Raw genomic sequence first — 13,040 nt, forward strand, 5'->3', positions numbered from 1 at the left:
GTCGGGATGACGGTGAGGTAGCGATGAACGTCATCAAATTGCTCGTGGCTGGTGTGGTGACCATTGGCGCACTTCTGGTTGCGCCGGTCCCGGTCGCGTCGGCCCAGCCGTGCCCGGACGTCGAGGTGGTGTTCGCCCGCGGTACCGCCGAGCCACCCGGTGTCGGCGGGGTCGGCCAGTCGTTTGTCGACGCTCTGAACTCGCGGGTCGGCGGCAGGTCGGTCAGCGTGTATCCGGTCAACTACGAGGCCAGCAGCAACTTCGGCGGCGGCATCGATTTCGCCAGGACGTTCGTCGACGGAATTCGGGACGCGGGCAGCCACATCGAGTCCACCGCGGCGAACTGCCCGAACACCAGGATCGTGCTCGGCGGATACTCCCAGGGCGCGGCGTTGGCGGGCTTCGTCACGTCGGCCACCATCCCGAAGGAAGTGCCCTCCGAGTACGTGTCCTACATCCCCCAGCCGATGCCGCCGGAGGTGGCCAACCACGTCGCCGCGGTGACGCTGTTCGGCACGCCGTCGAATCAGTTCCTGACCGAGAACGGCGCACCGCCGATCAGAATCGGCCCGCTGTATGCGTCCAAGACGCTTCAGCTGTGCGCTCCGGACGACACGATCTGCAACGGCGCTCCCAGCGCGCCGCCCAGCTTCGCCCACGCGGCGTACCTGACGAACGGGATGACGGGCGAGGCAGCGGATTTCGCAGTGGGTCACCTCTAGGCCGGGTGCTGCGCCGCCCAGGGGTGGGCCGATTCCAGTTGGGACGCAACGCGAATCAGGACGTCCTCGCGGCCGTAGGCGGCAGCCAGCTGGACGCCGATGGGCAGGCCTTCTGCGTTGCGGTGCAGCGGCAGGCTGATCGCCGGTTGCCCGCTCATGTTGAACGGTGGCGTGAACGCAGCGAACTGGCCGGCGCGGCGCATCGGTGCGGTGGGGTGCTGCGGATCGTTCTCGAACTCGGTCAGCGGGAGCGGCGGCTCGGCCACTGTCGGGGTGAGTAACAGGTCCCAGCCGTCGGCCCACCACTGCTGCAGCGCCCGCCGGAATGTCCAGCCCGCCCCTTGGGCCGCGGCGTAGTCGACGGCGGTCAGCCGCTGCGCCTGCTCGACGAGCGCCCAGTTCACCGGCTCGACGTCGTCTTTGGTCATCTCGCGGCCGAGTGTTTCGCCGAAACCGCGTACCGCCATCGCCATTCCCGTCGCCCACAGCGCCATGAACTTCTCGGGCAAGGTGGTGTCGGCGAGGCATTTTGGCCAGGCCGGCTCGATGATGTGGCCGAGGCCCTCCAGCATCGACGCCGCGGCGCGCACCGCCGCGACGCAGTCGTCGTGCAGGAAGTCGCCGCGCGGATGGACGTCGAGCAGCCCGATGCGCAGCCGTCCGGGGTCTTTACCCACCTCGTCGGTGTAGGGCCGCTCGGGGGCCGGGGCGATCACGGTGTCGCCGACGCCGGGGCCGCGCACCGCTTCCAGCAGCCCCGCGGTGTCGCGTACGGTGCGGCTGACGCACAGTTCGACGCCGAGGCCCGCCTCGGCGCGCACCGGGCCGACGGTGATGCGTCCCTGGCTCGGCTTGAGTCCGACGACTCCGCAGCACGACGCCGGGATGCGGATGCTCCCGCCGCCGTCCGAGGCGTTGGCGAACGGGACCATGCCGACGGCGACTGCGGCGGCCGCCCCGCCGCTGGAACCGCCCGGGGTCCGGTCCGGCGCCCAGGGGTTGCGGGTCGGTCCCCAGGCCACCGGCTGTGTGGTCGGCAGGCTGCCCAGTTCCGGGGTATTCGTCCGCCCGGCGATGACGAGCCCCGCCGCCTTGAACCGGGCGACCAGCGTCGTGTCGGTGGTGTCGATCAGGGCTGCGTTCTTCAGTGCCACGTTGCCGTTGGACAGCGTTTGGCCGGCGAAACTGGTGTAGAGGTCCTTGAGCAGGAACGGGACGCCGCGAAACGGGCCATTCGGCAGGTTCGGATCGGCGGCCACTTGGCGAGCGTGGTCGAACCATTCGATGACGACGGCGTTGAGCCTCGGGTTGGTCTGCTCGATGCGTTCGATCGCGGCTTCGAGAAGTTCGCTCGGTGTGACGTCGCCCGTTGCGACGAGGTTTGCCTGGTCTGTCGCATCCATCCACCGCGTCTCGTCGGCAAGACTGCTCATGGCTCACGGTTGTACCACGACCGGGCGCGCGAAAACGGCCGCCAGCTGATGCCGGCGGCCGTTTCGATTTAGTAGCGGGGACAGGATTCGAACCTGCGACCTCTGGGTTATGAGCCCAGCGAGCTACCGAGCTGCTCCACCCCGCGACGGGTAAATGCAAGGTTACCGAACGCCGGCGGCGCCCACCAAATCGCGAGAGGACTCGCCGCGAGCGGGCGCTTACTTGGCGTTGTTGAACTTGGTGATCGCGTCGTCGACCCGCTGCAGCGCCGCGCCGTAGGCGGCGAAGTCGCCCTTCTTCTGGGCATCGCGCGCGGCGGCGATGGCCGCCTGGATCTCCTTCATCGCGGCGGCCTTGGCCGGCGACAACGCCCCGTTCGGCGACGGCGGAACGGCCGCGGCCGGCGGCGCGGGTGACGCCGGCACCGAATCGGCGGCCGGCGGCGGAGTTCCCGCCGGCGGGCTGGCCGGCGCACCGGCATCCGTCGGCGCGATCTCGGTCGCCGTGGCACCGGCGCCGGGCCCGAACAGTCCGGTCAGCGCATCACCGACCGTGGGACCGTAGCCGATCTTGTCGTTGTACATCATCGCGACGCGGATCAGCCGCGGATATGACGACGCCGCATCGCTGGAACCTGGTGAGGCATAGACGGGTTCGACGTAGAGCAGTCCGCCCTGCGCCACCGGCAGCGTCAGCAGATTGCCCCACCGGATCCGGTTCTGGTTGTCCCGGCCGATCACACCGAGGTCCTGCGACACCGCGGTGTCGGTGGTGATCGCATTGTTGGCCAGTTTCGGCCCGTTGACCTGACCGGGGATGGTCAGCACCGTGATCTTGCCGTACGTCGCGGGATCCGAGCTGGCGCTGATATAGGCGGCCAGATAGTCGCGCTTGAACCTGTTCATCGCGCTGGTCAGCTGATACGACGCCGAATTGTCGCCCTTGGCAAGGTTTTTCGCGACGATGTAGTACGGCGGCTGATAGCTGCTGGCGGTCGGGTTGGGGTCCAGCGGCACGTCCCAGAAATCCGACGTGGAAAAGAACGTCACAGGGTCGTTGACGTGGTATTTGGCCAGCAGCATCCGCTGTACCTTGAACAGGTCCTCCGGATAGCGCAGATGCTCGGCTAGCTCGGGCGTGATGTCGCTCTTGGGCTTCACCGTGCCCGGGAACACTTTCATCCACGCCTTGAGCACCGGGTCGGCCTCGTCCTGCGCATAGAGCGTGACCGTTCCGTCGTAGGCGTCGACGGTGGCCTTCACCGAGTTGCGGATGTAGGACACTTGCTTGTCGGGCGCCAGCCGGTTGAATGCCACCTCGTTGGAGTCGGCGGTGGCCGACGACAACGAAGTCAGCTCCGAGTACGGGTAGTTGTCCAGCGTGGTGTAGCCGTCGATGATCCACACCAGCCGCTTGTTGACGACCGCCGGGTACACCGCGCTGTCGGTGGTCAACCAGGGCGCCACCGCCTCCACCCGCTGCGCCGGATCCCGGTTGAACAGGATCTTGCTGTTGGAGCCGATCACGTTGGAGAACAAGAAGTTTCGTTCGGCGAACTTCGCGGCGAACACACTGCGCGACACCCAGCTGCCGATCGGGACTCCGCCGCTGCCGGTGTAGGTGTAGTTCTTGGTTTCGGTGTTGGTCTCGTAGTCGTATTCGCGGTCGTTGCCGTTCTTGCCGACGATCGCGTAGTCGGCCGGCGTGTTGGCGATCACCGGCCCGAAATAGACGCGCGGCTGATCCAGCCGCGCCGGACCGTCGGACACCACACCGCCGTTGGCGCCGACGACGTTGACCAGAAACTCCGGATAGCCGCCGTTCTGGTTGGGGTCGTTGGCAATTCCGCGCACCGTGTTGGCCGGCGATGCGATGAATCCGTTGCCGTGGGTGTAGACGGTGTGCCGGTTGATCCAGTCGCGCTGGTTGTCGATCAGCCGGTCCGGGTTGAGTTCGCGGGCCGCGACCACGTAGTCGCGCAGGTTGCCGTCGCGGTCCAGATAGCGGTCGATGGAGAGCTGGTCGGGGAAGAAGTAGAAGTTCTTGCCCTGCTGGAACTGGGTGAACGCGGGGCTGACGATCGTCGGGTCGAGCAGTCGGATGTTCGACGTGGTGGCCCGGTCGGAAGCAACCTGCTCGGCGGTCGCTCGCCCGTCACCGCTGTAGTTGCGGTAGCTGACCACGTCGTCGGTCAGCCCGTATGCTTGCCGGGTCGCGGTGATGCTGCGGCTGATGTATTCACTTTCCTTTTGCGCCGCATTGGGTTTGACGCTGATCTGCTCGACGATCAGCGGCCAGCCGGCACCCACGATCAGCGACGACAACAGCAACAGCACCAAACCGATTGCCGGAATCCTCAAGTCCCGCAACACAATTGCGGAGAACACTGCGCCCGCGCAGATCAGCGCGATCGCCAGCAGGATCAGCTTGGCGGGCAGCACGGCGTTGATGTCGGTGTACCCGGCACCGGTGAACGGCTTGCCGGCCCGGGTGTGCGACAGCAGCTCGTAGCGATCCAGCCAGTAGGCGACCGCCTTGAGCAGCACCAGCGCGCCGACCAGGCTGATCAACTGGATTCGCGCCGAACGGCTCAGCGCGCCGGTACGCCCGGATAACCGGATGCCGCCGAAGATGTAGTGCGCCACCAGGTTTGCCACGAACGCCAAGAACAGCGCCACGAACAAGTAGCCGACCACCAGCCGGTAGAACGGCAGATCGAACGCGTAGAAGCCCAGATCCTTGCCGAATTGCGGATCCCTGATGCCGAAGACGCCGCCGTGCAGGAACAGCTGGATGCGCACCCAGTAGGTCTGCGCGATGATGCCGGCCAGCAGGCCGATCATCGCCGGCACGCCGATCCCGATCAGCCGCAGCCGCGAGAGCACCACGGTGCGATACCGCGCCACTGGGTCGTTGCCGTTGCTGGGCACGAACACCGGACGGGTCCGGTAGGCCAGCGCCAGCCCGCCGAACACGATGCCGCCGACCAGCAGCCCCACCACCAGGAACACCACGAAGCGCGTCAACAGCACGGTGGTGAAGACCGAGCGATAACCCAGTTCGCCGAACCACAGCCAGTCGACGTAGGCGTCGATCAGTCGTGGACCCACCAGCAGCAGCACGATCACTACCAGCGCGATCGCGATCAGAATCCGGCTGCGCCGAGTAAGCTTCGGCATTCTCGCCGTGGGCCGCATTCCCACTACTTACGCTCCCTGGCCGTCCTCATTTGTATCGACGGTCACAACTGTACGCAGGCGTCAGCAACTCGGCGGCTGCCCACCCGACGTCACGGCGTGCAGCGCATCCACCGCCTGCCCGAGGTTCTCGACCTTCACCAGCTGCAGTCCGGGCAGGTTGTCAGAGCTTGCCTCGTAGCAGTTCTTGGCCGGCACCAAAAACACCGTCGCCCCGGCCGCGCGGGCGGCGATCATCTTGTGCACGATGCCGCCGATGGGGCCCACCTTGCCGTCGGCGGTGATGGTGCCGGTGCCCGCGACGAACTTCGAACCGGCCAGATCACCGCTGGTGAGTTTGTCGACGACGGCCAGACTGAACATCAGCCCGGCGGAAGGCCCGCCGACGTTGGCGAGGTTGAAGTCGACGACGAACGGCGCCCACGGCGCGTCCAGCACCGAGACTCCCAGAAAGCCGTAGTCGCGATCGGGGTTGGTGCCCAGCGTGATCCGCGCACTACCCGGCGGGGCGTTCTTGCGCCGAAAGTCGATGGTGACCGCCTGCCCGGGTTTGGTTTTCTTCAGCAGCGACGTGAACTGCTCCACATTGGCCACCGGCGTGCCGTCGACCGCGTCGAGCGCATCGCCGTCCTGCAGCTTGCCCTTCGACGGTCCCGGGTCGCTGACGGCCGCCACGGTGACCGCTTCTGGGTACTTCAGATACCCCAGCGCGGCGTACTCGGCGCTGTCCTCGGATTGGCGGAAATCGGCGTTGTTGGCCTTGTCGACTTCGTCGCGCGACTTGCCGGGCGGGTAAACCAGGTCACGCGGCACCAGCTGCTCCTGCCCGGACAGCCACAGCGTCAGCGCCTCCCCCAGGCTCAGCCCGTCGCGCTGCGACACCGTCGTCATGTTCAGGTGACCCGTCGTGGGATGCGTCTGGGTGCCCTCGATGTCGACCACCTGCTTGCCGTCGACCTCGCCGAGCGTGTCGAACGTCGGACCCGGACCCAGCGACACGTACGGCACCGTCACCACCGCGAGCAGCACACCGAAGGCCACAATCGGCACCAGCGCGACGATCAGCGTCAGAATCCGCCTATTCATACGCGCCGCTCCTCCTCATCGCTTCGCTCTGCATCGTCGCCGCCGGTCACGTCGCCTACCCTAAAGTGTCGTGGTGGCGACCCGCTGCGCCCGGCTCCGCCGCGCTGGCGATCGCCACAGGGGCGGTTCACTCACAGCGTGACCGCGGATCGCTCGGGGCGGTTCGGCCATGAGTACCGTTGGGGGTATGGCTGACCTGCCTTTCGGCTTCTCCGCCGGAGACGATCCCGAGCGCGACAAGCCGGGCAAAGACGACTCGGGCTCCACCGACCCATTCGGAATGGGCGGCAATTTCGACATGGCCGACCTGGGCCAGATCTTCACCCGCCTCGGGCAGATGTTCAGCGGCGCCGGCACCGCGATGGCGTCCGGCAAGTCCTCCGGCCCGGTCAACTACGAACTGGCGCGTCAGCTGGCATCCAGCTCGATCGGTTTCGTGCCGCCGATCCCGGCCGCCACCAGTTCGGCGATCAGCGATGCCGTACACCTCGCCGAGACGTGGCTGGACGGCGCCACGGCGCTGCCCGCCGGCACCGCTAAGGCCGTCGCGTGGAGCCCCACCGACTGGGTCGAGGGCACGCTGGAAACCTGGAAACGGTTGTGCGACCCGATGGCTCAGCAGATCGCCACGGTGTGGGCGGCGGCGTTGCCCGACGAGGCCAAGGACATGGCCGGCCCGCTGCTGTCGATGATGTCGCAGATGGGCGGCATGGCGTTCGGTTCGCAGCTGGGCCAGGCGCTGGGCCGGCTGTCCCGCGAGGTGCTGACGTCCACCGATATCGGTTTGCCGTTGGGCCCCAAGGGAATTGCCGCCCTGCTACCGGCCGCGGTGGAATCCTTCGCCGACGGGCTGGAGCAGCCGCGCAGCGAGATCGTGACTTACCTGGCCGCGCGCGAGGCCGCCCACCACCGGCTGTTCAGTCACGTGCCGTGGCTGTCCAGTCAGCTGCTCGGCGCCGTGGAGGCCTACGCCAAGGGCATGAAGATCGACATGGCCGGAATCGAGGAGCTGGCAAGGGATTTCAACCCTGCATCGCTCAGCGATCCGAGCGCGGTCGAAGATCTGTTGACGCAGGGCGTGTTCGAGCCCAAGGCAACGCCGGAGCAGACTCAGGCGCTCGAACGGCTGGAGATACTGCTGGCGCTGATCGAGGGCTGGGTGCATACCGTGGTGACCGCGGCGCTGGGCGATCGCATCCCCGGTGCGGCCGCGCTGGCCGAGACGCTGCGACGGCGCCGGGCCACCGGCGGGCCCGCCGAGCAGACGTTCGCGACGCTGGTCGGTTTGGAACTGCGTCCGCGCAAACTGCGGGAAGCCGCGGTGCTGTGGGAGCGCCTCACCCAAGCAGCCGGCGTGGACGCCCGCGACGCGGTGTGGCAGCACCCCGATCTGCTGCCCGATGCCGAGGATCTCGACGAGCCGGCCGGCTTCATCGACCGGGTCATCGGCGGCGACACCAGCGGTATCGACGAGGCGATCGCCGAGTTCGAACGCGGCACCGACCAAGGCCCGGACGGGTCTGTGGATAGCTGAGCCGGCCGTCGCGCCCGGCGTGGCACAGTCGCGACTGTGCCGAGCACGCTGTACGCGCTTGATCCGGCGATGCCGGTGCTGGTGCGTCCCGACGGCGCGGTCCAGATCGGCTGGGATCCGCGCCGTGCCGTGCTGGTCCAACCGCCGCGCGGCCTGACCGCCGTTGAACTGGCCGCGCTGCTGCGTGGCATGCACTCGCCGCTGCCGATCAGCGAGCTGCACCGGCAGGCGGGCGTGGTCTCGGCGCAGGACCTGGACGATCTCGTCGCACAGCTCGTCGAAGCCGGCGTCGCCACCCGCAGTCGCCCGCGAACCGGGCGGTCGGCGTCGATCCGAGTCCATGGCCGCGGACCGCTGTCGGATCTACTGCTCGGGGCATTGCGCTGCTCGGGCGCCCGGATCAAGCACAGCAGCCAGCCGCATGCCGTGGTCACTGCCGACTTGGTGGTCCTGTCGGATTACCTGGTCGCCGACCCACGGATGGTGCGCGAGCTGCACAGCCAGCGCGTCGCTCATCTGCCCGTCCGGGTGCGCGACGGCGCCGGGCTGGTCGGACCGTTGGTGATCCCCGGGGTGACCAGCTGCCTGAGCTGCGCAGATCTTCATCGTCGGGACCGCGACGCGGCGTGGCCGGCCGTCGCCGCCCAACTGCGGGACGCCGTCGGCACCGCTGATCGTGCGACGCTGCTGGCGACGGCGGCCCTGGCGCTCAGCCAGGTCAACCGGGTGATCGGCGCGGTGCGCGGCGGGGACGCCGACCCGCCCGCGGTGTTGGATGCCACCCTCGAGTTCGACGTCCATGCCGGCTCGATCGTGGCGCGGCACTGGCCGCGGCACCCACTGTGTTCTTGTTGACATCAGTTGTTGCCAACTCGATGCGGGCGACGGCCGGGTCGTCATGGATGATGGGTGTGTGACAGACATCAAGCGGGGCCGCGCTGCGCGCAACGCGAAGCTGGCTGGCCTGTCGGTGAACATCGCCGGTCGCACAGCGCTCGGCATGGGCAAGCGATTGACCGGCAAGTCCAGGGACGAAGTCAACGCCGAGCTGATGGAGAAGGCCGCCCATCAGCTTTTCACCGTTCTCGGTGAGCTCAAGGGCGGCGCGATGAAGGTCGGCCAGGCGCTGTCGGTGATGGAAGCGGCCATCCCCGAGGAGTTCGGCGAGCCATACCGCGAAGCGCTGACGAAGCTGCAGAAGGACGCCCCGCCGCTAGCGGCGCACAAGGTGCACCGGGTGCTCGACGCCCAGCTGGGCACCAAGTGGCGCTCCCGGTTCGTCGACTTCAACGACACCCCAGTGGCCTCGGCCAGCATCGGGCAGGTCCACAAGGCGGTCTGGCACGACGGGCGCGAGGTTGCCGTCAAGATCCAGTACCCGGGTGCCGACGAGGCGCTGCGCGCCGACCTGAAGACCATGCAGCGGATGGTCGGCGTGCTCAAGCAACTCTCCCCCGGCGCCGACGTCCAGGGCGTCGTCGACGAACTGATCTCGCGCACGGAGATGGAACTCGACTACCGGCTGGAGGCCGACAACCAGCGCGTCTTCGCCAAGGCATACCAGGACCACCCACACTTCGTGGTGCCGCACGTCGTGGCCAGCGCGCCGAAGGTCGTCATCCAGGAATGGATCGAGGGCGTGCCGATGTCCGAGATCATTCGCAACGGGACCACCGAACAGCGCGACCTGATGGGCACCCGACTGGCGGAGCTCACGTTCGACGCGCCGCGCCGAGTGGAGATGATCCACGGCGACGCCCACCCCGGCAATTTCATGCTGTTGCCCGACGACCGGATGGGCGTCATCGACTTTGGCGCGGTCGCTCCACTGCCCGGCGGCTTCCCCATCGAGCTCGGGATGTCGATTCGGCTGGCCCGGGACAAGAACTACGACCTGCTGCTGCCGACCATGGAAAAGGCCGGCCTGATCCAGAAGGGCCAGCAGGTGTCGGTGCGCGACATCGACGACATGCTGCGCCAGCACGTCGAGCCGGTCGAAGTGGAGGTGTTCCACTACACCCGTAAGTGGCTACAGCGGGCGGCCGCCCACCGGATCGACCGGTCGATGGCGCAGATGCGTACAGTGCGACAGCTGGATCTGCCGGCCAAGCTGGCGATGCCGATGCGGGTGCTGGCGTCGGTGGGCGCGATCCTGTGTCAGCTGGACGCGCATGTGCCGATGAAGGCGCTCTCGGAGGAACTGATTCCCGGCTTCGCCGAGCCCGACACCGCGGTGGTCTAGGTGGCGATCGCAAGCGCGGCGAAGCCGGGCGCAGCGGGTCGCCGCGCGACGTCTAAGCCGCGACGGCGTCCTTGCGCGGACGTCCGCGGGGCCGTTTGCGGCTGATGATCGAACCGCGGTCCAGGATTTCGCCACCCCACACACCCCACGGCTCTGCGCGTTCCAGCGCCGCGGCCAGACACTGGACGCGGATCGGGCAGTCGGCGCACAGCGCCTTGGCGCGCTGCAGATCGGCCGGGCTGTCGGCGAACCATAGGTCTGGCTCGCGATTACACGGCAACTCCAGAGTCGACATGTGTTGGTCACCTTCCTGGTCTGTGGCGGTCTTTGGAAGATCCGGACCAGGTGGCGGGATGCCGACCCGAAAACTATGGCCACGGATCTGATTTCGAGTCCGTGGCCATCGAGAGCTATTTCCTAGAACCTAGGTGGAGCCCCGATCCACGGACGCGTTGGTAGCGGCGGCGATGCGGCGATGACGCGGCGCCGCCGAAGCGGCATGGCGGGAGCCAACGCCGGCCAGGCCTACGCCGAACGCGTTCATGGTGATCATCGTGGCTCCCTCCTTCCGTGCGTGTGCCGTAAGAATGCGGTTCGAGGCTAAATCGTAGCAGCCCACGGCGGCAAGCGATTTTCTGACCTGCGATTTTGTGGCGACCCGCCGCGCCCGGCTTCGCCGCGCTTGCGATCGCCACGCACGTTTAGCCCCGACTCCGGACCATCTCTAGCACGTCGGGTCCGAACTGCTCCAGCTTTCGGGCACCGATACCGGGTATCGCGACCAGTGCCGCGTCGTCGGTGGGCAGCATTTCGGCGATCGCGATCAGCGTGTTGTCGGTGAACACCACGTAGGCCGGGACCTTGAGGTCCTGGGCGGTGCGCAGCCGCCAGTCCTTGAGCCGTAGCAACAACTCGTCGTCGATGTCGGCCGCGCACGTCTCGCAGCGACGCAACATGATGGCCGTCGGCGTGGTCAGCGCCTTGTTGCAAATGCGGCAGCGCGATGCGGCACCGCGGTTGCGCCGCGGCTTACTCGGCGTCGGGTCGGACTGCGTCTGCGGGGCGATCCCGTTGAGAAACCGCGACGGCTTGCGGCTCTGCCGCCCGCCCGGCGTCCGCGACAACGCCCAGCTGAGCGCCAAACGCACTCGGGCCCTGGTGATTCCGACGTAGAGCAGCCGGCGCTCCTCCTCGACGGGTTCGCTGTCGGCGCCGTGCGCCAGCGCGTGGCTGATCGGCAGCGTGCCGTCGGCCAGGCCGACCAGAAACACCGCGTCCCACTCCAGTCCCTTGGCGGCGTGCAGCGACGCCAACGTCACGCCCTGCACCACCGGCGGGTGGCGGGCGTCGGCGCGCAACCGCAACTCGGCCAGCAGACCGGGCAGATCCAGGTGCGGACGGTGCGCCACCTCCTCGTCGACCAGTTCGGCCAAGGCGCTCAGCGCCTCCCAGCGCTCGCGGGCCCGGGTGCCCGCCGGCGGCTCCGCCGTCAGCCCCAGTGGTTCGAGCAGCCCGCGTACCATGTCCGGCAGCTCTCCCTCAGCGCCGTGCGTCGCGGCCCGCTGCAACACCAACAGCGCTTGGCGGATCTCCTGACGGCTGAAAAACCCCTCGCCGCCGCGCACCTGATACGGGATGCCGGCCTCGGTCAGCGCCTCCTCGTACACCTCGGACTGGGCGTTGATCCGGTAGAGCACCGCGATCTCGGCCGGCGCGGTGCCGTTTTCGACGAGCTTGGCGATGGCCTTGGCCACCGCGGCGGCCTCGGCGACCTCGTCGGGGTGCTCGTGAAACGACGGGACCGGACCCGGGTCGCGCTGGCCGACCAGATGCAGCTTGCTGCCCGCCACCCGACCGCGGGCGGCCGCGATCACCCGGTTGGCGAGCGACACCACCTGCGGCGTGGAGCGGTAATCCCGTTCGAGGCGCACCACGGTGGCGTCGGGGAACCGCCGGGAGAAGTCGAGCAGGAAGCGCGGCGAGGCGCCGGTGAAGGAGTAGATGGTCTGATTGGCGTCGCCGACGACGGTCAGGTCGTCGCGCTCGCCCAGCCACGCCGAGAGCACCCGCTGCTGCAGCGGGGTGACGTCCTGGTATTCGTCGACGACGAAGCAGCGGTAGCGGTCCCGGAATTCCTCGGCGACTGCCGTGTCGTTTTCGATGGCGCCCGCGGTGTGCAGCAGCAGGTCGTCGAAGTCGAGCAGCGCGGGGCCGTCACTGCGGGCCTTGAGCGACTCGTAGCCGGCGTAGACCGCGGCGACCCGCGTGGCGTCCAACGGGATGTCGCGGCCGGCCTGCGCGACCGCCTCGGGGTACTGCTCTGGGGAGATCAGCGACGCCTTGGCCCACTCGATTTCGCCGGCCAGGTCCCGCACGTCGTCGGTGCTCAGCTGCAGCCCCGCCCGGTTGGCCGCGCGGGCGACGACGGCGAACTTGGTGTCCAGCAGCTGCCAGCCGGTGTCGCCGACCACGCGCGGCCAGAAGTAGCGCAGCTGGCGGTGCGCGGCCGCGTGGAAGGTCATGGCCTGGACGTTGCCGATGCCGAGCGCCCGCAGCCGGGCGCGCATCTCGCCGGCGGCGCGCTGGGTGAACGTCACGGCCAGCACCTGCCCGGCGGCGACGTGGCCGGCGGCGACCAGCGCAGCGATGCGGTGCGTGATGGTGCGGGTCTTGCCGGTTCCGGCACCGGCCAGCACGCAGACCGGCCCGCGGGGCGCCAGCACCGCCTCGCGCTGCTCGTCGTCGAGGTCGGCGAGCAAGGCGTCTGCGGCTACCGGCATGCCGTCCATCTTGGCAGCGGAGGCCGACAAACCCCGGACACCGCC

General features: G+C 68.2%; 10 protein-coding genes and 1 tRNA gene. 4 read left to right on the forward strand and 7 right to left on the reverse strand.

Annotated elements, in window-relative coordinates:
- Nucleotides 1-23 precede the first annotated feature (23 nt).
- Nucleotides 24-722, forward strand: coding sequence for a cutinase family protein (locus MFM001_RS10335; RefSeq protein ID WP_116375187.1), 699 nt, complete (start codon nucleotides 24-26; stop codon nucleotides 720-722).
- On the opposite strand, the gene MFM001_RS10340 is transcribed toward MFM001_RS10335, so the two are convergent.
- The 4 genes from MFM001_RS10340 to MFM001_RS10355 form a co-directional block, all read right to left on the reverse strand.
- On the reverse strand, nucleotides 719-2,155 hold the full coding sequence (locus tag MFM001_RS10340) for an amidase (RefSeq protein ID WP_116375188.1): 1,437 nt from the start codon (nucleotides 2,153-2,155) through the stop codon (nucleotides 719-721). The two genes, MFM001_RS10335 and MFM001_RS10340, sit on opposite strands and share 4 nt — an antisense overlap.
- A gap of 72 nt (nucleotides 2,156-2,227) precedes the next feature.
- A tRNA-Met gene (locus MFM001_RS10345) sits at nucleotides 2,228-2,301 on the reverse strand.
- Nucleotides 2,302-2,374: 73 nt separating this feature from the next.
- Nucleotides 2,375-5,359 (reverse strand): UPF0182 family protein, encoded by a 2,985-nt coding sequence (locus tag MFM001_RS10350; RefSeq protein ID WP_116375189.1) that lies wholly within the window; start codon nucleotides 5,357-5,359, stop codon nucleotides 2,375-2,377.
- A gap of 57 nt (nucleotides 5,360-5,416) precedes the next feature.
- On the reverse strand, nucleotides 5,417-6,439 hold the full coding sequence (locus MFM001_RS10355; protein WP_116375190.1) for a PDZ domain-containing protein: 1,023 nt from the start codon (nucleotides 6,437-6,439) through the stop codon (nucleotides 5,417-5,419).
- Nucleotides 6,440-6,608: 169 nt separating this feature from the next.
- Between MFM001_RS10355 and MFM001_RS10360 the strand changes: the two genes are divergently transcribed.
- The 3 genes from MFM001_RS10360 (at nucleotide 6,609) to MFM001_RS10370 (ending at nucleotide 10,215) form a co-directional block, all read left to right on the forward strand.
- On the forward strand, nucleotides 6,609-7,973 hold the full coding sequence (locus MFM001_RS10360) for a zinc-dependent metalloprotease (protein WP_116375191.1): 1,365 nt from the start codon (nucleotides 6,609-6,611) through the stop codon (nucleotides 7,971-7,973).
- A 69-nt stretch (nucleotides 7,974-8,042) separates the two neighbouring features.
- On the forward strand, nucleotides 8,043-8,828 hold the full coding sequence (locus MFM001_RS10365) for a cyclodehydratase (RefSeq protein WP_192886917.1): 786 nt from the start codon (nucleotides 8,043-8,045) through the stop codon (nucleotides 8,826-8,828).
- 43 nt (nucleotides 8,829-8,871) lie between these two features.
- Nucleotides 8,872-10,215 carry an AarF/ABC1/UbiB kinase family protein gene (locus tag MFM001_RS10370; RefSeq protein ID WP_116375193.1) on the forward strand — a complete coding sequence of 448 codons (1,344 nt, stop codon included), beginning with the start codon at nucleotides 8,872-8,874 and terminating at the stop codon, nucleotides 10,213-10,215.
- A gap of 52 nt (nucleotides 10,216-10,267) precedes the next feature.
- On the opposite strand, the gene MFM001_RS10375 is transcribed toward MFM001_RS10370, so the two are convergent.
- The 3 genes from MFM001_RS10375 to MFM001_RS10380 all read right to left on the reverse strand — a co-directional run bounded on the left by MFM001_RS10375 (nucleotide 10,268) and on the right by MFM001_RS10380 (nucleotide 12,995).
- Complete coding sequence (locus MFM001_RS10375) at nucleotides 10,268-10,510, reverse strand: WhiB family transcriptional regulator (protein WP_116375194.1); 243 nt, start codon at nucleotides 10,508-10,510, stop codon at nucleotides 10,268-10,270.
- 129 nt (nucleotides 10,511-10,639) lie between these two features.
- Nucleotides 10,640-10,768: a hypothetical protein gene (locus tag MFM001_RS25080; protein WP_255422258.1), complete on the reverse strand. Its 129-nt coding sequence runs from the start codon at nucleotides 10,766-10,768 to the stop codon at nucleotides 10,640-10,642.
- 148 nt (nucleotides 10,769-10,916) lie between these two features.
- Nucleotides 10,917-12,995 carry an ATP-dependent DNA helicase UvrD2 gene (locus MFM001_RS10380; RefSeq protein WP_192886906.1) on the reverse strand — a complete coding sequence of 693 codons (2,079 nt, stop codon included), beginning with the start codon at nucleotides 12,993-12,995 and terminating at the stop codon, nucleotides 10,917-10,919.
- Nucleotides 12,996-13,040 lie beyond the last annotated feature (45 nt).

The sequence above is a fragment of the Mycobacterium sp. MFM001 genome, from assembly GCF_003402475.1.
In the GTDB taxonomy this organism is placed as follows: domain Bacteria; phylum Actinomycetota; class Actinomycetes; order Mycobacteriales; family Mycobacteriaceae; genus Mycobacterium.